Genomic DNA, 19356 nt, shown 5'->3' with positions numbered 1-19356 from the left:
GGCGAAGACGATGCGGCTGGGCTCACCGAGACCGAGCAGCAGCAAGAAGATGGGATACAACGTCACCTTCGGGATGCTGTACAGCGCGAACAGCGGAGTCTGGAAAACCTTGGACCAGAACTGCGACTGGCCGAGGACGAACCCGACGGCCGCGCCGACCACCGCGGCGAGAACCCACGAAATGGCCAGCAGGCGAATCGAAGTGACCACACTGTCCCGGTAGGCCGGGCGCTGCAGGTCCTCCATCAGGCCGGACACGGCCTGCAGCGGACCGGGGAACACCAGACTGTCGAGCGCCGCGGCCACGATCGCCCAGACGACGACGAGCACCGCGGGCACCACCATCAGGCCGAGTACGCCGCGCAGGGCTCCGACCGCTTGTGTCCGTGGGCCTTTCACCTCGGGGCGCGCCGTCACGACCCGTTCTGTCACCGCACTCATTGCGCCACCCCCGGCTGTCGCCTCGCCACGAAGGCGAAGACTGCGTTGACCACCCCGGCCAGAACGAACACCAGCAGCACGCCTGCGTACATGTCGGCGAAGGCGAAGTCGTTGTAGGCGCGGGAGATGAAGTGCCCGAGGCCCGACGTCGACAACACAAACTCACTCGCGAGGACGCCGATCAGCGCATAGGACAAGGCAAGTCGCGACCCGGTCACGATATGGGGCAGCGCGGCGGGCACCAGGATCTTGGTCGCCCTCGCGAACCTGCTCATCTGCAATGATCTAGCGAGCCGCACGATGGTGTTCGATGTCGCATCGAGCCCGGTGAGCGTCGAGGTGATCACGACGACGATCGCGAACATGGTGCCCAGCAGCACGATCGGGAGGAGGCCGACACCGAGCACGGCGACGATCAGCGGATACAGCGCGAAGGTCGGGATCGCGTAGTAGATGGTGAGCCACGGTTCGACGACGCTTCGCAGCGGCCGAGCCTCCCACAGCACGATACCGACGACGACGCCGAGGACGATCGCAAGCACGAACGCCAGCGCGATGGCCGACAGCGACGGTACGAGCGCCTCGGTCCAGAACTCGCCGGTCGCCAGCAGTTTCCCGAGTTGAACGACCATCTCGCTGAGCGGGATGACCGAGAACGGGTCCACCAGACCGACTCTCGGTGCAAGCTCCAGGAACACGGCGGTGCCGACGGCGATGACGATCGTCCATCCGCGAACCGTCAGGCCCGCCCGGCGTTCCGGCTTCGCCGTGGTGTCCGCCGCCGCAGCCGTCGCCGCCACCGGCGCTGTCACGGTGCCGCCTGTTCGGCCATGGCCCGCTCGGCTTCGCCACGAATCTTCTGCCACACCTGTTCGACCAACCGTGCCGCTTCGGGCGAGCCGAGCAGATCGGGGCTGCGCTCCGACGGCAGGTCCACCATGAAGTCGTCCAGGATCGTGCCGGGACGAGCGCTCATCACGAGTACGCGGTCGGACAACAGGACAGCCTCGGAGATGCTGTGTGTCACGAACAGCACTGTGGTCCCGCTGTCGCGCACCACTTTCAGGAGTTCGAGACCGAGCACGGTGCGGGTCTGCTCATCGAGTGCGCCGAACGGTTCGTCTGCCAGGATCAGGTCCGGCTGCGTCGACAGCACGCGGGCAATGGCCGTGCGCTGCCGCATGCCGCCGGAAAGTTGGTGTGGGTAGGAGCCGGCGAACCGGGACAGTCCGACGCGGCGCAGTGTGTCCTCAGCGATGCGGCGACGTTCTTTCTTGGGCACTCCTTGGGTTTCCAGCGCGAAGGCGGCGTTGTCGAGGACTGTCCGCCACGGTAGGACCGCGGCCTCCTGGAACACGATGCCTGTCTGGCGGCGCGGTCCGCCCTGCCGGACTCCGTCGAACGTGACCTCACCCGAAGACGGCGTCTGTAGCCCGCCGATGATGTCGAGCAGAGTCGACTTGCCGCACCCCGACGGTCCGACAAGAGCGGTGAAGGAGCCCGCCTCCAACGTCAGATCGGTGTGGGCGAGGGCGTGGACGTCACCGAAATGGCGTTCCACGCCGCGAACTTTGACCTCGGAGCCTGTCATGGAAGTTGACCCTTGTCGTTGTCGGGGAGGTACTCGGTGGTCGCGAGGGAGTTCCAGTCGACGGACTCGATGCCGTCGGTGAGCGCCAGGCCCTTGGCCGCCGAGTTGAGTGCTTCAGGGTTGAACGACACGCTCCAATGGCCGGCCTCGACGGCGTTGGTCACCAGGTCGGTGGCGACCTGCGGGTCGATGTCGGTGGAGTCGGCCCACAATTTGGCCGCTTCCGCGGGGTTCTCGGTGATCCACGTGACCGATTTGGCGTAGCCGTCCAGAAGTGCGCGGGCCTGTTCGGGATTCTTCTGCGCGTAGTCGCGTCCGCTGACGATCACGGTCTGCTGATAGACAGGCACGAAATCGGCGCTGTCGACAACGACTTTCAGCGCCCCCTTCTGCTCAGCGACCGTCCGGGGCGAAGCGTAGGCGACGTCGACCTCGTTGGCTTCGAGGAGTGCGATGCCCGCTCCGGATCCGCCGGTGGACTTTCGTTCCACGCCGCCGATGCCGGCGGCCTCGGGCACGAGGAAGGACATGGCTTCGGTGACCGAGCCGGGGTTGGTGAAACCCCACCGTGTGTTCGCGGTCTGTTCGACCGACGTCAGCGGCGACGAGTCGAGGGCGACCCAGAGGACGTCAGAGACCGACTGGACTCCTCCGCCGATCGCCTGGACCGGGGCGCCCTCCTGGAAGCCTTTCACCACTGCGCCTGTCGCGACCTCGCCGAACGGGAGGCGCCCGGCAACCACGTTCTGCAGTGTCGTGCCACCGCCCTCCGCGGGGACGATCTTGGCGATGGTGACACCGGATTCTTCGAAGAATCCCTGCGCCTGCCCCACCTTCCAGGGAAGGCCGTACAGGTCGTCGGGGTGGGTCACGGAAATCTCGATGCCCGCCGGCCCGCCGGCGGACTCCGACCCTGATCCCCCGCAACCACTGAGGACGAGCGCGGTCGCACCGACCGCGGCGATGACACTCATGCATCGGCGCATGACAACCCTCCGAACTGTGATCTGAGCCATATCTAAATTCAATGTTGCATACAATCTGGTGCGTGGTCAACAGTTTTTGCCACAATTACGGGGGCACGTGTTGATTTTGTACACAAAGCTGGGATCCCGGTCACGACGTCGACGACTCGGGGAAACGCGGTTTCACCAACGTCAAATCTGGGGTACACGCCACCATCAGCCGACCAGGAGGACATGATGGCCACCCGGACCCCAGGGGGATCGATGCCGCGCTCACTACACGGCGCTGCCGATCGCGCGACCGACAGCAACACATTGGAGAAACTCGCCCGTGTCGGCTTCGCAGCCAGCGGGGTGCTTCACCTTCTCGTCGGCTACATCATCGCGAGGCTCGCGTTCGTCGGGGGCGGAGGCGGAAACGCCGATCAGTCCGGGGCGCTGGCGACCCTCGGGAGCCAGACCGGCGGCGCGATCATGCTGTGGGTAGCCACAGCCGGCCTCGTCGCGCTCGGGCTGTGGTACGTCGCCGAGGCGATCATGGGCTCCAAACCCAGAGACGGCGAGGACAAGCCCGGTTGGAAGCGGCTCAAAGCGCTGGGTCTCGCGATCGTCAACTTTGCGATTGCCTTCTCCGCCGCACGTTTCGCGATGGGTGGCGGCCAGTCGAACGCCCAGCAGAACGCGGGCCTCTCGGCGCAGCTGATGCAATCATCCTGGGGTAAAGCGCTTTTGATCGGCGTCGGCATCGGTGTTGCCGCGGTGGGCGCCTACCACGTGTACAAAGGCGCCTCGGAGAAGTTCCTCGACGAGTTGACAGTGTCGGGAGGCAGGGCGATCACCGCTATCGGAGTCACGGGTTACGTCGCCAAGGGCCTTGTCCTCGGCGGCGCGGGACTCCTCGTCATCTGGGCCTCCGTTGCGGCTGACCCGTCGAAAGCCACCGGCCTGGACGCGGCCGTCAAGACGTTGGGGCAGGCGCCGTTCGGCAAGTTCCTGCTCATCGCGGCCGCGGTGGGCATCGCCGCCTTCGGCGCCTACAGCTTCATCAGGAGCCGGTACAGCCGGATGTAATCGCAGCGGCGCCCCAGAGCGGTGAGGGTATCCTCACCCGATGTACTCGCTGCTCGACCATCTGCGCGGCCACGGAGATCGCATCGCGGTAGTGACCGAGTCCGAGCAGCTGACGTACTCCCAGCTCGCCGACCGGGTGGACACGTTCGCCGCAGGGCTCGGTCCCCGTCGCAAGCTGGTGCTCGTCGAGACACGCAACGACATCGCCACACTGGTTCGGTATCTCGGCACGCTCGCCGGGCATCACGTCGCATTGCCCGTGCCCGCAGGGCGCGACCACACCAACATGATCGCCACGTACCGTCCCGACGTGGTCGCCGACGGCGCCGGTGTCCACGTCCTCGCCGGGGGCGGTCACGTCTTTCACGACGACCTAGCCCTCCTGATGTCGACGTCGGGAAGCACCGGGTCCCCGAAACTGGTCCGGCTCTCGTGCACCAATCTGATCGACAACGCGGCGGCCATCGCCGAATACCTGCGCATCGACGAAAATGACCGCGCGGCAACGACGTTGCCGATGTCGTACTGCTACGGCCTGTCCGTCGTCCACAGCCACCTGTTGGCGGGCGGGGCTCTGATCCTCACCGAACGCTCCGTCGCGGATCCGGAGTTCTGGACCCTGTTCCGCCGCCACAGGGGCACCTCGTTCGCCGGCGTCCCCTACACGTTCGAACTTCTCGAACGCACCGGCTTCGCAGCGATGGATCTCCCCCATCTGCGTTACCTCACGCAGGCCGGCGGCAGGATGGCACCGGAGCGGATCCAGCACTTCGCGGCGGTCGCCGACCACAAAGGATGGCAGCTCTTCGTCATGTACGGCGCGACGGAGGCGACCTCCCGCATGGCTTATCTGCCGCCGAATCTCGCGCGGCACCGACCCACGGCGATCGGGGTCCCGATTCCCGGTGGGGAATTCTCGATCGAACCGGTGGACGAATTCCCCGACGAAGGAATCGGTGAACTGGTCTATCGCGGCCGCAACGTCATGATGGGTTACGCGTACTCCCCCGACGATTTCGCGCTCGGACGGACGCTGAGCGAGCTGCACACCGGAGACATCGCCCGTCAGAGCGACGACGGGCTCTTCGAAGTCGTGGGCCGCAGAAGCCGTTTCGTCAAGATGTTCGGGCTGCGCATCGACCTGCAGCAGCTCGAGTCCACGCTGCGCGAGGGCGGGGTTCCTGCGTTGTGCACCGACGTCGGCGATCGGCTCGCCGTCGTCGCCACCGGGGGCCACGAACCGTCGGTCGTGCGCAGCGCGGCGGCCGCCGCTGCGGGCGTACCGGCCGGTGCGGTGGATGCCGTGGTGGTCGCGGAACTCCCCCAGCTGCCGTCAGGAAAGCCGGACTATCCGACGGCGCGCATCCTCGCGGCGGACGCCGCCGGTCCACCGGAAACCGACGGCGACCTGCGCGCGTTGTTCGCCGACGTATTGCAGCTGTGTCCCGACGATGTCGACGACGACGCCAGCTTCATCGAACTCGGCGGGAACTCCCTGACCTACGTGACGATGTCGGTGCGGCTCGAGCGCGCGCTCGGTGGACTGCCCGTCGGCTGGCAGCGAATGACGTTGCGCGAGCTGGCCGCAACTCCCGCCCCGAAACGTCGGTGGTGGCAGTCGTGGGGCAGCTCGCTGGAGACAAGTGTGGCGTTACGAGCCGCGGCGATCATCCTCATCGTCGGGTCCCACGCCGACCTGTTCGAGTTGTGGGGCGGTGCTCACATCCTGCTCGGCGTCGCCGGATACAACTTCGGCCGGTTCTGCCTGACCCCGTTGCCGAGGTCGGTTCGCAGTCGCCACCTGCGCACCACCATCGCGTGGATCGCGGTGCCCACGGTGGCGTGGGTTGCGTTCACGCTGATGGTGACCGACGACTACCACCCGACCAATCTGTTGCTGGCCAACAAGTTTCTCGGTCCGGACGGCAGCATGACGGCGGGACGGCTGTGGTTCGTCGAAGTGCTGGTGTGGACGTTGATCGCGCTGGCGACGGTGTTCTGGCTACCGGCGATGGACCGCATCGAACGGCGACGTCCGTTCGCGACGGCGGCGGTGTTCCTGGCCGTCGGCATGGCGTTGCGCTACGACGTGCTCGGCCTCGGGTTGGGACGCGAAGCCTGGTTCACGGTCCTGGCCTTCTGGTTCTTCGCTGTCGGCTGGGCCGCGGCGAAGGCGACGACGGTCGCGCAGCGCGCAGCGGTAACCGTGGTGCTGGCCATCGGACTGCACGGATATTTCGGCAACACCCTGCGCGAGCTGCTGGTGCTCGGCGGGCTCGCGCTGCTGATCTGGCTGCCCGCCCTGCGCTGCCCGTCCGGAGTAGCCGTGGCAGCCGGCGTCGTGGCCGAGGCATCCCTGGTCATCTACCTGACGCACTATCAGGTCTATCCGCTCTTCGCCGACCATCGGCTCTCTGGCGTCGTCGCGTCGATCGTGGTCGGGGTCGCCCTGACGGCGGTGGTGACGCTGGCGCGCCAGTGGTTGCGTGAGCGCAGAATTCAGCCCGCCGGATCGGGCGCAGGCTCCCGCTCTGCGATGAGTCCTTCCTGAACCAGAGTCGCGGCGACGACGCCGTCCTGACCGATCAGGCTGGCGGTGACGACGCCACGCCCCCGCGCCGCGGCCGGGGACCGGCATTCCAGCAGGTTCCACCGGTCTGCGCGCACGTCGCCGTGAAACCACACCGATGAATCGGTGGTGCCGCTGCGGTGGGTGCGTGACCGCATCGAATGGCCGTGCACCTTCAGCGCGGGGTCGATCAGATAGACGTCGGTGACGTAGACGGCGATCAGCGTGTGCAGCAACGGATCATCAGGCAGGTCGACGGTGACACGCCACCAGAGGCGGCGCACGAAGGCCTCGCCCGAGTTCTCGTCGACGAGGCGGATGTCGAACTCGTCGAGCGGCATCGACGGTGCGGGCCCGGCCGGCCCGGTGGACGGCAGCGATTCCGGGTCCTCGGGCATCGTGTCACGGCGGCCGTGCTCGGGGCCGGGCAGCGGCGCGGCGAAAGACACTGTGGCCGTGGTCAGCAGGCGCCCGCTCTGGTGTGCGTCAACCCGCCGCGACGACGCCGTCCGGCCGTCGTAGGTGCGTGTCACGCCGTAATCGAGAGGATCTCCCGCCTCGCCCCCACGCAGGAACTGCAGATGCATCAGGGTCGGCGCCTTGACCACGTCGACGGTGCGCGCGGCCGCAGCCAGGCTCTGCGCAACCAGTTGGCCGCCGTATGCGCGTTTACCCTCCGGGCCGCTGGCGGGTCCTCTGAACGTGTCCGTCCCTGTCTCGGTGACGTCGAGGAGGTCGAGAAGCCGGCTCATGCCACCGTGCCCGATCTTCTGAGTTCTTCGATCTCGTTGCGTCCCAGGGAAAGCCATTCTGCGAGGACGGTGTCGGTGTCGTCGCCCAGTGCGGGGGCAGGCACCGCGGGCGGATAGGTGCCGTCGATCGACAGCGGCAGACCCGCCGCCAGATACCGTCCTACACGTGGCTGATCGAGTTCGGTGAACAGCGCGTTGTCGGTGACTCGTTGGTCGACGGCCGCCTCACCGAAAGTCTGGTAGCGCTCCCACAGCACCGATGACGACGACAGCGCGGCCGCGATCTCGGCCCCGGTGTGCCCGGTGAACCATTCCGCGTACAGGGCGCTCAGTGCCTCGCGGTGTCGATAGCGCTCACCCTCGTCGGAGAAGTCCGCACCCAGAGAATCGGCAAGCGCGGCAACGGCGTCAGTAGTTCCCGTCAAGGCGTTGAGGTCACGGAAATGCCTGGCGGTCAGCGCGACGACCATGTAGGAGACGCCGTCGCTGCTCGTGAAGTTCTGCCCGTAGGTGCCGTACACGGCGTTGCCGATGCGTTGTCGCGAGGCACCGTTGACCATCGCCTCGGTCAGCAGGCTCAGATTGCCTGCTGTCGCGAGCGCCACGTTCTCCAGTGGAATGCAGATCTGCTGGCCGTTACCGGTGGCGTCGCGGTGACGCAGCGCTGTGACGACCGCCAGCGCTGCGTAGATCCCGCACGACACATCCCAGGCCGGCAGGACGTGGTTGACGGGGGTCGCCAGCCCTGCGGGGCCGGTGACGAGCGGGAATCCAACGGCCGCATTGACCGTGTAGTCGACTCCGGTGCCGCCGTCCGCCCGGCCGGACACCTCGACGTGAATGAGATCGGGACGCACAGATCGCAACGTCTCGTAGGAATGCCATTGGCGGCCAGCAACATTGGTGATGAATACGCCGCTGTCGGCAACCAGCTGCGCCACGAGCTCCTGGCCTTCCTCGGACCGCATGTCGACGGCCAGGGAGCGCTTGCCCTTGTTCAGTCCGGCCCAGTAGATACTGTCGCCGGATTCGGTCAGGGGCCAGCGGCGGTAGTCGGCAGCGCCGCCGACGGGGTCGACCCGCAGCACCTCGGCGCCGAGCTGGGCCAGAGTCATGCCGGCCAGCGGAACCGCGACGAAGCTCGAGATCTCGATGACGCGGACGCCGGCCAGCGGGCGTACGGCGTCGGGCGCAGGTTCGGTCATCCGCTCAAGCTAGCAAGCACGGTCGCGGCGACCGCTCACCCTTCCGCGAGGTCCGCCCTCCGGCGCGATGTCGACCGGGGTCATATGAGCTCGATAGCCTCGGCGATCGACGGCAGAATGCGGCTGGGCCGGAACGGATAGCGTTCGACGTCCTCGATGGTGGTCGATCCTGTCAGTACGAGGATGGTTTCCAGACCCGCTTCGATGCCTGCGACGACATCGGTGTCCATCCTGTCACCCACCATGACGGTGTTCTCCGAGTGCGCCTCGATCCTGTTGAGCGCACTGCGGAACATCATCGGGTTGGGCTTGCCGACGAAATAGGGTTCGCGTCCTGTCGCCTTGGTGATCATCGCGGCGACGGATCCGGTGGCGGGCAACGGCCCTTCGGCGGACGGCCCCGAGACGTCGGGATTGGTCGCGATGAAGCGGGCGCCACCGAGGATCAGGCGGACGGCTTTGGTGATCGCCTCGAACGAGTAGGTGCGCGTCTCACCGAGCACGACGAAGTCAGGTGCGACGTCGGTGAGTGTGTAGCCCGCCTCGTGCATGGCGGTGGTCAGGCCAGCTTCTCCGATGACGTAGGCCGACCCGCCGGGGAGTTGGTCGGCCAGAAACGTCGCGGTCGCCAGCGCTGACGTCCAGATCGCACTCTCGGGGACGCTCAGGCCCGATCGAGACAGCCGGGCGGCCAGGTCACGGGGTGTGAAGATCGAGTTGTTGGTCAGCACCAGAAATGGTCGCTCACGGTCGACCAGGCTCTGCAGAAACTCCGCGGCTCCGGGCAGAGCGTGTTCCTCGCGGACGAGCACGCCGTCCATATCGGTGAGCCAGCACTGCGGTGGGGTGCGCACGCGTCCAGTCTGTCAGCCTCCGCAACCCCGGCTGAGACAATGTCCTCATGCTCGAACAGTCGAATGCCCTGTCCGACCTCCACGGTCTCGGCGTGCTGAGCGACACCCAGTTCTCCGCACTTCACATTTTGTGCCGGGCACTCCACGTCGACGGGCCTGACCTCGGTGCGACGCTCGACGCCATCCTCACCTCGGCGACCGCCGCCATCTCCGGTGCCGATCATGCCGGTGTGAACTTGGTGGTCCGAGGCCGGTTCGAGCCTCAGGCCACACTCGGCTCCGCTCCCGAGCCGCTCGATGCACTTCAGCATCGCACCGGGATGGGCCCGTGCGTCGACGCGTCGCGAAGCCAGGTGAGCGTCGACATCGACGACATGGCCTCTGACGGTCGGTGGCCGGACTTCGCGGCCGCTGCGCTCAGTTCCGGCGTCCAGTCGATGTTGTGCGTGCCCCTGTGGGTTGACGAACGCCGTCTGGGTTCGCTGAGTCTGTACGCCGAATCGCGAGCTGCCTTCGACAACTCCGCCAAACGTCTGGCGGAGTTGTACGCAACGCACGCCGCCGTAGCACTTCTGGAAGCGCAGCGCGCCGACCAACTCCGACGCGCGTTGCAGTCCCGCGACGTGATCGGACAAGCGAAGGGCGTACTGATGGAGCGGCACCGAATCACCGCCGATGCCGCATTCGCGATGCTCGACGAGGTATCCAGGACGACGAACCGCAAGATCGCCGACGTTGCCGAGATCCTTGCCGACACCGGTCAATTGCCCCACACCGCCGGGGCCCAGGAAGCCTGACAACAGTTCGGAACCGCCGCCGGGATTGAGGCGGCAGTTAGCGGGTACAGACGGCGGGTCGGACCCACCACGCCAGCACCGCGGGTGACCGGCGACACGACCGGAGGTGACCATGCCCCCCACGCGCAAACCCGATCAGTCCGCACCGAAGAAGGCCAGCTCCACCGGAGCGACGGCGAAGCGACCTGTTGTCGACGGTGACCCGAGGGCCCAACAGGGGTCCTACCTGACCACCGCCCAAGGCCTCCGGCTTCCCGATACCGACCACTCGTTGAAGGCCGGTCCACGAGGCCCTTCCCTGATGGAAGACTTCCATCTTCGCGAGAAGATCACGCACTTCGACCACGAGCGCATCCCGGAGCGCGTCGTCCACGCGCGAGGCGCGGCGGCGCACGGGGTCTTCGAGTCGTACGGCACGGCCGCCCCGTACACGAAGGCGTCGTTCCTGGGACGCAAAGGCGAGACCACGGACGTCTTCTGCCGCTTCTCGACCGTGCTCGGTTCCCGCGGATCCGCGGACACCGTGCGCGACACACGCGGCTTCGCCGTCAAGTTCTACACCGACGAAGGAAACTTCGACCTGGTCGGTAACAACATACCGGTGTTCTTCATCCAGGACGGCATCAAGTTTCCCGATGTCATCCACGCCGGAAAACCGCACCCGGACCGCGAGATCCCGCAGGCGCAGTCCGCACACGACACCTTCTGGGACTTCGTGTCGCTGCACACCGAAGCCACACATCACGTGCTGTGGAACATGAGCGATCGTGGCATCCCCCGCTCCTACCGCACGATGGAAGGCTTCGGGGTGCACACCTTCCGCCTCCAGAACAAGCGCGGCAAGACACATCTGGTGAAATTCCACTGGAAGCCAGTGGCGGGCGTCCACTCGCTGGTGTGGGAGGAAGCGCAGATCGCCGCGGGCGTCGACCCGGATTTTCACCGCCGCGACATGGCCGACGGCATCGAAGCAGGGGCGTTCCTGGAGTTCGAGCTCGGCATCCAGGTGATGCCCGATGACGGCAGCGACACCTTCGAAGGCATCGACCTCCTCGATCCCACGAAAATCGTTCCCGAAGAACTGGTTCCGGTCGAGATGATCGGGAAGTTGACCCTCAACCGCAACCCCACCAACTACTTCGCCGAGACCGAACAGGTGGCGTTCCACACCGGCAACCTGGTGCCGGGAATCGAACCCACCAATGACCCTCTGATGCAGGCCAGGCTGTTCTCCTATCTGGACACCCAGCTGACGCGTCTGGGTGGACCGAATTTCACGCAGCTGCCGATCAACCGGCCGCACTGCCCGGTCAACGACATGCTGCGAGATGGCATGCACCAGACGGCAATCCATACGGGCCAGGCGCCGTATCGCCCCAACAGCATCGACGACGGCGAACCCGAGGTCGCCGGCCCCGACGAGGGCGGATATGTCCCGACCCCCCGTCGCGTCGAGGGCGACGTGCAGCGCGCGCAGCCGGCATCTTTCGACGACCATTTCACCCAGCCGGCGATGTTCTACCGCAGCCTCTCCGAGGTCGAGCAACTGCACATCGTCGAGGCGTTCACGTTCGAGCTGGGTAAGTGCTATGAGCAGGCGATCAAAGAGCGGCAGCTCGCGGTTCTGGCCAACGTCGACGCCGACCTGTGCGAGCAGGTCGCCGCAGGACTGGGACTGCCTGCGCCCAAGGGTAATCCGCCCGCAGACGTCACCCTGTCGCCCGCGCTGTCCCAGGTGTACAGGGAGCCGGGTCCGGTCGACGGACGCAAGGTGGCGATCCTGGCCGACAGCTCGTCCGACCTTTCCGGCGTCGCCAAGCTGATCAAGGCACTCACGGCCCAGGGTGTCGTGCCGTTGCTGACCGCGCCGGTCGGAGGTGTGCTGAAGTCAGGACGGCGCAGCGAGATCGTCGAGCGCACCTACCTGACCGTCCGCTCGATCGAGGTCGACGCCGTGATCGTCGCCGACGGCACCGCGGCCGGCGACATCAAGCAGAAGATATTGCTGCAAGAGGCTTTTCGACACTGCAAACCGGTCGCCGCATGGGGTTCCGGAGCCGCCGCACTGGAGGCTGCCGGCATCTCTCCCGACGACCCAGGGGTCCAGATAGGAAGCGGCGTCGACAAGTCGTTCATCGCTGCTCTCGGGGTGGCTCTCGGCATGCATCGCGTCTGGGACCGGGCCGATCTGGTGATGACCTCGACCGCGCCGCGTTGACCCTCCCCCTCGTCCGTTCGATCTCAGCGTCAGCGTAGGAGTCCGCCGATGGCCACAGCGATGCCGCATGCCCGAACCATCAGCGAGCGGGAGGCGGTGACGGAGGAGACGTGGCTGCTCGACCTGCGCTGGGAGGAGGTTTCCCGACTGGATCTCGACGCCATCGTGGTTCGGTACCCGAGGATTGTCACGATCGCACCGCACCCCGGCGACGAAGTCCTCTCTGTGGGAGCAACTCTGGCGGACATTGCCGGTCGTGGAACGGAGGTCACTGTCATCGTCGCCACTCACGGGGACGACGGACTTGGGGCCGCGGTCCGACGCGTCGACGGCGACCGAGCGATCTCCGCACTGAGCCCGACGATTCGCACAGTCTGGTGGGACCTCCCCTACGGCCGTCTGGCGGACGTGAACGGCGAGCTCCGCCGGCTCCTCTCGGCGGAGGCCGACACCGGCACACTGCTGCTGGCGCCGGTGGAAAGCGACGGTTCCACCGATCACGATGCGGTGGCCCGGGCGGCCGAGGAAGCGGCCCTCGAACGCGGTGCGGCGTTGCTGCAATACCCTGTGCCGCTCTGGCATTGGGCACAGCCCGACGATGCGGACTGGCGTCGGCTACGAACGTTGGCGCCACCGCTTCGAGCCCTGGAGCGCAAGTCGGACGCTGCGGAGCATCTCGGCAACCAGCTGGGGTCCGCCGCGCTCGCGCGTGCGCGCCGGGTCGTCGAGGTGGTTCTCGCCCCCAACGACAGCGACCTCGCCGGTCGTGTCGCCGACATCGCTGCACCGCGTACCGACGTGTCGGAGCCGTTCGACGCCATGTTCTCCGAAGGCCGGGACGACCCCTGGCATTTCGACGATTCGGTCTATGAAACCCGTCGCCACGATCTCGTGATGGCCTGCCTGGGACGCCAGCGCTATTCACGCGTCATCGATATCGGCTGTGCGACGGGCCAGCTCGCCGCCCGCCTCGCCGCCCGCGCCGACGCCGTCACCGGGATCGACGCCAGCGCACCGGCACTGGCCGTCGCGGCCGCGAGGACTCCGGACGTGCGTTGGCTGCGGGGTACCGTTCCAGCCGACCTACCACGGGAAACGTTCGACCTGATCGTGCTGTCGGAGGTCACCTATTTTCTCGACGGCCCAGACCTGCTGTCGACGCTGCGACGGGTACGACAAGCACTCGCGCCCGACGGAGAGATCGTTCTGGCGAACTGGCGCCGACCCACCGACGACATTCCGCTCGATGGGCCCACCACCCACCGTCAAGCCGCCGCAGTGCTCGATCTTCCCGTGCGGGCCCGTTACGAGGATGCCGATCTGCTGATCGAGGTGTGGGGCCATCCGCTGTCTGTGTACGACGACGGAAAGGGCGAATCGTGATCTCCGTCAAGCACATCGAGGTGATCGTGCCTGCACGCAACGAGGAGCAGCACATCGGTCAGTGCCTGACAGCAATCAGCGCGGCACGCGATCGGCTCGGTCGCGACAACCGCCGCGTCTCCTGCGGCGTCACGGTCGTGGTCGACTGCTGCACAGACCGCACCGCGGTACGGGCCGCCGAGTTCGGCGCCCTCACCGTGGTGGGTGACTACGGCCGGGTCGGATCGGCGCGGCGCGCGGGCGCCGCCGATGCCGTCATCCGCAGCCGGCTCTCCGGTCTCCCTGACGAAACCGTATGGTTTGCGAACACCGACGCGGATTCTGTCGTGCCGGCCGCATGGCTGACAGCGCAGCTGCAATTCGCCGATGCCGGTGAGGATGCGGTCATCGGCACAGTCGTCCCGGACGGCCTGACACCGGACGTGGAACACCGGTGGCGCCAACGGCATACGCTCGCCGAAGGGCACGCCCACGTTCACGGGGCCAATCTCGGTGTCCGCGCGAGCACCTATCTGGCTGCGGGCGGGTTCGCCGATGTCGCCCTCCACGAAGACCGCGATCTGGTGGAGCGTGTCAAGACTGTGACCCGGCGCTGGGTGGCCACCCACCGGGTCAGCGTCACCACCTCTGCCCGGCTGGATTCGCGGGTCGATGGTGGCTTCGCCAGTTATGTCGCGGGTTTGGGAGGCTCCGAGCTCCAGGGAGACGCGACGTGCGCATAGCCGTTCTCGGACCGTCCCGCCACCCCGTCGCCCAACCGTTCGCCGGGGGTCAGGAGCGCTTCACCGCCGACCTCACCCTCGGCCTTCGCAAGCTCGGCCATCATGTCGAACTGTATGCACTACCGGGTAGCGACGAACGGCTGGCGGACTGCTTACATCCGATGCCGTTGCTGCCCCCGCTGTCGCAGATCGCCTCGGCGGATCTCCAGATGCCGGAGCCGCAGTTCCTGCACGACCAGGTGGTCTACCTGGCGGCAATCCGGGACCTGCTGTGCCGCAGCGATATCGACGCCGTACTCAATGAGAGCCTGCATCAGCTACCGCTGGCCATGTGCGCGGCGCTACCCGTGCCGATGGTCACCACGTTGCACACCCCGCCGTTTCCGTGGATGGAGGTGGGCGCATGGCTTGCAGGCAGCAGCGGGCACTTCGTCGCGGTCAGCCAGGCTCTTCGACGTCAATGGGAGACCGTGGCCACCAGCCGGGTCATTCTCAACGGCGTCGACCCTGACGCGTTTCCCGTCGGCACCGGTGGTGACACCCTGGCATGGGTGGGCCGAATGACTCCCGAGAAGGGCGCCGACATTGCAATCCACGCAGCGAGAAAGGCGGGTCGCAAGCTTCGGCTGGCCGGCCCCGTGAGCGACCCAAACTGGTTCGACGCGGTCATCCGTCCGTTACTTGGCAACTCGGTCACCTACGTCGGCCCCCTCGGGGGGTCCGAGCTCGCGGATTTCTACGGCGCCAGCGCGGCGACGCTCGTGACCCCCCGATGGGAGGAACCATATTGTCTCGTCGCGGCAGAGTCCCAGATGTGCGGCACACCCGTCGTCGGGGTGCGCCGAGGCGGTCTGGCTGAGGTCGTCAGCAAGCCCGGCGGTGTCCTGGTTTCGGCGGGCTCCGATCTCAGCGGGCGCCTTGGGGAGGCCCTTTGCTCGACCGAGGCACGAAACCGCGCCATCGTCGCAGCGCACGCCCGTCGGCACCTCGGCATCGACCGCATGATCGAGGACTACGAACGCCTGCTTTTCGAGCTGAGCGACATCGACACCCGCCGGTGTGGTTGACGGCGCCATGATCGGTTACTACGTGCATCACCACGGGCGGGGGCATCTGACACGCGCCTTGGCGATCTGCGCGCATCTGGACGAGCCCGTCATCTTCTTCTCGTCGTTGCCTCGTCCCCCCGCATTGTGTGCGCCCGACACCTGGGTGCAGTTGCCAGACGATGTGCCAGACACCGGACATGCGGTGCACGATGTCACCGCGAACGGTCGTCTGCACTGGGCGCCGGCAGGGCTCGGCGCACTGACGCGGCGGTGCGCCGACATCCTGCATATCCTCGCAGCGATGGCGCCACGATTGCTGGTGGTCGATGTCTCAGTCGAGGTTGCGGTGCTGGCTCGCGTCGCCGGAGTACCGGTCGTCGTCATGGCCCAGCCCGGCAATCGATCCGACCCCGCGCATGTGCTGGGCTACGACATCGCAGAGCGCATCATCGCGTGTTGGTCCGAACAGGTCTATCGGCCGCAATGGCTCGACAAACACTCCGGCAAGACGCAGATGGTCGGCGCCATCAGCCGATTCGACGGAGCTTGCCGACCGGAAGCCCCGTCCGGCAGACCCGCGGGGTTGCTGCTGGCCGGTGCCGGAGGAAGCGCAGTTCCCGCCGATGCTTTGATCCAATTACGCACGGCGTTACCGCAATACGAGTGGAGCGCCGCCGGAGGCTACGCGGCCTGGGTCGACAATCCGTGGCCGCAGCTGGCGTCGGCGGACTTCGTGGTCACACACGCCGGGCAGAATGCCCTGGCCGACACCGCACTCGCCCGCGCGGCCGCCATCGTCATTCCTGAAGCTCGGCCTTTCGACGAACAGCACGCCATGGCGAGCGCGTTGTCCCGTGGCGGCGTCGCCGCCGTCGCGCCCGAGTGGCCGGCCCCAGACCGGTGGCCTGCCCTCGCCGAAGAAGCGTGTGCGATCGACCGCGGTCGCTGGGACCTTCTCGAAGTCCGGGGTGCCGCCGCACGGGCGGCGGCAGCAATCGCCGCATGAACGATCCCCGCACCGCAGTGGTCACCGTGGCGCACGGTCGACACGGACATCTCACGTTGCAAGAGCGTGCCCTTGCCCGTACGAAGCCCCGCGCCGATCTCCGATGCGTGGTGGCTCTCGACGATCCCGAGATCGCCGGGCTGGTCGTAGATGCCACCGTTGTCGAATGCCCGGCCAGCCCGCAGGGCCTACCTCTGGCCCGGGCGCGCAATTTGGGTGCGCTGCAGGCGCTCTCGGCCGGAGCGGATCTGCTCATCTTCCTCGACGTCGACTGCCTGCCCGGACCTCTGTTGATCGCCCGATATCTCGATGCATACCGCCGAATGGGCGAAGTGCTGTTGGCCGGTCCCGTCACCTATCTGCCTCCCGCCGCCGACGGGTATGACCTCGACAACCTCGCCGGCATGACCGCGCCGCACCCGGCACGTCCTGCGCCGGCGCCCGGCGCCCTGGTGACGGCATCGGACCACGATCTGTTCTGGTCGTTGTCTTTTGCCGTGTCGGCGCCGACATGGCAGCAGATCGGTGGGTTCTGCGAGGACTACGTCGGGTACGGCGGCGAGGACACCGACTTCGCCGCCATCGCGCGGTCACATGGCGTTCCGTTGGTATGGGTCGGCGGCGCCCATGCCTACCATCAGCACCATCCGGTGTCCGACCCGCCGGTTGAACACGTGGCTGCGATCGTCGCCAATGCGCGGCTCTTCCGGCAGCGGTGGGGCCGATGGCCGATGGAGGGATGGCTGGATGCTTTCGAACGCCGCGGTCTGATCCGCCGCTCTGGAGGCGACATCTCCCTCGTGTCCCCCTGAGCTCAAAAGTGCACGGGGACAGCCGAACCCCGGAGAAATCGAAGAAAAAATCTTCCCAAGAGGTCTGGCACTCTCCTACTTTGAGTGCTAATCTCGGCATCGCACAGTGATTGATCGCCCGCCGCAGGGGCGGGCTTCGAGTGGCATAGGAGGTGGATTGCTGTGCTTCGTTTTGATCCGTTCAGTGACATCGATTCCCTGACCCGAGGCCTGCTGGCAAGCCAGACCGGATCGAATCGCACCCCGAGGTTCATGCCGATGGACCTCTGCAAGATCGACGACCACTACGTGTTGACCGCCGACCTCCCCGGTGTCGATCCGGGGTCGGTGGACGTGGATGTGGACAGCGGCACGCTGACGATCTCGGCCCATCGGACGGCGCGCTCCGAGGACTCGGCACAATGGCTGGCCAACGAGAGGTTCTTCGGCAGATATCGCCGCCAGCTCTCCCTCGGCGACAACGTCGACACCGCAGCCATTTCCGCGACGTACGAGAACGGCGTGTTGACGGTGACGATCCCCGTCGCCGAGCGGGCCAAACCTCGCAAGATCGAGGTCAGTCGGGCCGGCAGCCAAACGTCGATCGAACCCACCACCGTCGACGCCGGGTAGGCGAAACCTGATTACCGCCCACGGCGGTCCGGCATCCGGGCCGCCGTGGGCGCTTGCGATTCGGCGGTGCTTTCGTATGCCACGAAACCTTCCCGGTGTTCAGTGTGTCTTGACAGGCATCCGGGCCCAGCCCCGCACGCTGGAGGTCCTCGCCATGCTCGCGTTCTCGTAGTCGACATCCCAGTCAGTCCACCGCTTGAGAACCTCTTCGAATGCCACCCTGGCCTCGAGCCGCGCCAGCGCGGATCCCAGGCAGAAATGCAGACCCTGTCCGAAGCTCAGGTGCCCACCCTTGCGGTGGATGTCGAAGCGGTCGGGGTCGGCGAAGTGCGAGGGATCGCGGTTGGCAGAAGCGTTGAGCAACAACATGAACGAGCCCTCGCTCACCGTGTGCCCGTACAGCTCGACATCTCGGGCGACGTAGCGCGCCTGCACCGGCGACGGCGGCTCGTAACGCAACGCCTCTTCCACCGCACCGGGAATGAGCGACGGATCGGCGGCGAGTTCGTGGCGTTGTTCCGGGTGTTCGGCGAGCAGCTTGCCCATGAAGCCGATCAGTCGCGCCGTCGTCTCATTTCCCGCGCCGGCGATCATCGCGGTATAGGCGAGAACCTCGTTGCGCTCCAGCGGGCGCTTGGAACCGTCGGGTTCCTCGACCTCGGCATTGAGCAACTCTGTCATCAGGTCGTCGGACGGGTGGGTGGCCCGCCATTCGATGTATTCGGCGAACATCGCGATCGACTGCGCAAAGACCGTCGGGCTGACATCCTCCGGAACACCGGACTCCCCCGCATTCACCGTGATGAGCGTGTCGTTGAGATCGCGGATCTGCTGCTGCCCCTCCTCTGGAATTCCCAACAGATAGCCGATCGTCCGCATCGGCATGAACGCACCGAGGTCGGCGACGAAATCGAAGCCGTCGGCACCGACGTGGGGATCCAATGCGCTGGCGCAGAACTCGCGCACCAGATCTTCCACGGCCATCATCCGGCGGGGTGTGAAGACCCGCGACAGCAGCCGCCGATGCAGATCATGCAGGGGCGGATCTTCGAACAGCAGAATGCCCGGTGGTACCTCGATGCCGTTGAACAGGATGTCTGCTGTCGTACCCTTACCGGATCGGTAAGTCTCCCAATCCGGCAGCGCCGCGGCGACGTCGTCGTACCGGCTCAGCGCATAGAAACCGTACTTGTCGTTGAAGTACAGCGGCGCCTCCTCGCGCATACGCCGCCACACCGGGTACGGATCGTCGTCGATTGCGTAATCGTAAGGGTCGTAATATAACTCGACGCCAGGATCAATGGTCAAC

18 protein-coding genes are annotated in these 19356 nt (G+C 66.5%); 11 read left to right on the top strand and 7 right to left on the bottom strand.

From position 1 onward, the window contains the following. Window positions 1-10 precede the first annotated feature (10 nt). Window positions 11-223, top strand: a complete 213-nt coding sequence (locus P9A17_RS09660; RefSeq protein WP_278038312.1) for a hypothetical protein — start codon at window positions 11-13, stop codon at window positions 221-223. 214 nt (window positions 224-437) lie between these two features. Here the strand turns inward: P9A17_RS09660 and P9A17_RS09655 are convergent, their stop codons facing one another. Genes P9A17_RS09655 through P9A17_RS09645 form a run of 3 tightly spaced genes read right to left on the bottom strand, consistent with a single transcriptional unit; the run spans window position 438 to window position 3006 of the window. After that, a complete protein-coding gene (locus P9A17_RS09655) occupies window positions 438-1253 on the bottom strand; it encodes an ABC transporter permease subunit (RefSeq protein ID WP_278038311.1) in 816 nt (271 codons plus the stop codon). Further along, on the bottom strand, window positions 1250-2032 hold the full coding sequence (locus tag P9A17_RS09650; RefSeq protein WP_278038310.1) for an ABC transporter ATP-binding protein: 783 nt from the start codon (window positions 2030-2032) through the stop codon (window positions 1250-1252). Before P9A17_RS09650 ends, P9A17_RS09655 begins: the two co-directional genes overlap by 4 nt. Next, a complete protein-coding gene (locus P9A17_RS09645) occupies window positions 2029-3006 on the bottom strand; it encodes an ABC transporter substrate-binding protein (RefSeq protein WP_278038309.1) in 978 nt (325 codons plus the stop codon). The genes P9A17_RS09650 and P9A17_RS09645 overlap by 4 nt, the downstream gene beginning before the upstream one ends. A 228-nt stretch (window positions 3007-3234) precedes the next feature. Here P9A17_RS09645 and P9A17_RS09640 point away from each other — a divergent pair, with 228 nt between their 5' ends. Both P9A17_RS09640 and P9A17_RS09635 read left to right on the top strand, forming a co-directional pair. Next, a complete protein-coding gene (locus P9A17_RS09640) occupies window positions 3235-4068 on the top strand; it encodes a DUF1206 domain-containing protein (RefSeq protein WP_278038308.1) in 834 nt (277 codons plus the stop codon). A gap of 40 nt (window positions 4069-4108) precedes the next feature. Continuing rightward, window positions 4109-6619 (top strand): AMP-binding protein, encoded by a 2511-nt coding sequence (locus tag P9A17_RS09635; RefSeq protein WP_278038307.1) that lies wholly within the window; start codon window positions 4109-4111, stop codon window positions 6617-6619. On the opposite strand, the gene P9A17_RS09630 is transcribed toward P9A17_RS09635, so the two are convergent. The 3 genes from P9A17_RS09630 to P9A17_RS09620 form a co-directional block, all read right to left on the bottom strand. Continuing rightward, window positions 6568-7389 (bottom strand): acyl-CoA thioesterase domain-containing protein, encoded by an 822-nt coding sequence (locus P9A17_RS09630; protein ID WP_278038306.1) that lies wholly within the window; start codon window positions 7387-7389, stop codon window positions 6568-6570. The genes P9A17_RS09635 and P9A17_RS09630 overlap by 52 nt on opposite strands. Continuing rightward, window positions 7386-8594: a CoA transferase gene (locus P9A17_RS09625; RefSeq protein ID WP_278038305.1), complete on the bottom strand. Its 1209-nt coding sequence runs from the start codon at window positions 8592-8594 to the stop codon at window positions 7386-7388. The genes P9A17_RS09630 and P9A17_RS09625 overlap by 4 nt, the downstream gene beginning before the upstream one ends. Before the next feature lie 80 nt (window positions 8595-8674). Continuing rightward, window positions 8675-9448: an HAD-IIA family hydrolase gene (locus tag P9A17_RS09620; protein ID WP_278038304.1), complete on the bottom strand. Its 774-nt coding sequence runs from the start codon at window positions 9446-9448 to the stop codon at window positions 8675-8677. Between the two features lie 47 nt (window positions 9449-9495). On the opposite strand from P9A17_RS09620, the gene P9A17_RS09615 reads away from it, so the two are divergent. The 8 genes from P9A17_RS09615 (at window position 9496) to P9A17_RS09580 (ending at window position 18047) form a co-directional block, all read left to right on the top strand. Next, entirely contained in the window at window positions 9496-10245 is a 750-nt protein-coding gene (locus P9A17_RS09615) for a GAF and ANTAR domain-containing protein (RefSeq protein WP_278038303.1), read from the top strand. A 112-nt stretch (window positions 10246-10357) separates the two neighbouring features. Beyond that, a complete protein-coding gene (locus P9A17_RS09610) occupies window positions 10358-12463 on the top strand; it encodes a catalase (protein ID WP_278038302.1) in 2106 nt (701 codons plus the stop codon). Window positions 12464-12511: 48 nt separating this feature from the next. Next, window positions 12512-13846: an SAM-dependent methyltransferase gene (locus P9A17_RS09605; RefSeq protein ID WP_278038301.1), complete on the top strand. Its 1335-nt coding sequence runs from the start codon at window positions 12512-12514 to the stop codon at window positions 13844-13846. Further along, window positions 13843-14568 carry a glycosyltransferase gene (locus tag P9A17_RS09600; protein WP_278038300.1) on the top strand — a complete coding sequence of 242 codons (726 nt, stop codon included), beginning with the start codon at window positions 13843-13845 and terminating at the stop codon, window positions 14566-14568. The genes P9A17_RS09605 and P9A17_RS09600 overlap by 4 nt, the downstream gene beginning before the upstream one ends. Further along, window positions 14559-15635, top strand: a complete 1077-nt coding sequence (locus tag P9A17_RS09595) for a glycosyltransferase (protein WP_278038299.1) — start codon at window positions 14559-14561, stop codon at window positions 15633-15635. Before P9A17_RS09600 ends, P9A17_RS09595 begins: the two co-directional genes overlap by 10 nt. Beyond that, on the top strand, window positions 15628-16623 hold the full coding sequence (locus tag P9A17_RS09590) for a glycosyltransferase (RefSeq protein ID WP_278038298.1): 996 nt from the start codon (window positions 15628-15630) through the stop codon (window positions 16621-16623). Before P9A17_RS09595 ends, P9A17_RS09590 begins: the two co-directional genes overlap by 8 nt. Then, on the top strand, window positions 16620-17435 hold the full coding sequence (locus P9A17_RS09585; RefSeq protein ID WP_278038297.1) for a galactosyltransferase-related protein: 816 nt from the start codon (window positions 16620-16622) through the stop codon (window positions 17433-17435). The genes P9A17_RS09590 and P9A17_RS09585 overlap by 4 nt, the downstream gene beginning before the upstream one ends. Before the next feature lie 162 nt (window positions 17436-17597). Continuing rightward, window positions 17598-18047 carry an Hsp20/alpha crystallin family protein gene (locus P9A17_RS09580; protein ID WP_278038296.1) on the top strand — a complete coding sequence of 150 codons (450 nt, stop codon included), beginning with the start codon at window positions 17598-17600 and terminating at the stop codon, window positions 18045-18047. A gap of 99 nt (window positions 18048-18146) precedes the next feature. Here the strand turns inward: P9A17_RS09580 and P9A17_RS09575 are convergent, their stop codons facing one another. Continuing rightward, a complete protein-coding gene (locus P9A17_RS09575; protein WP_278038295.1) occupies window positions 18147-19355 on the bottom strand; it encodes a cytochrome P450 in 1209 nt (402 codons plus the stop codon). Window position 19356: the final 1 nt, after the last annotated feature.

Source organism: Mycobacterium sp. 236(2023) (assembly GCF_029623955.1).
GTDB lineage: Bacteria > Actinomycetota > Actinomycetes > Mycobacteriales > Mycobacteriaceae > Mycobacterium.
Note: the sequence above shows the minus strand (reverse complement) of the source record. Positions and strands in the feature narration are given on the sequence as shown.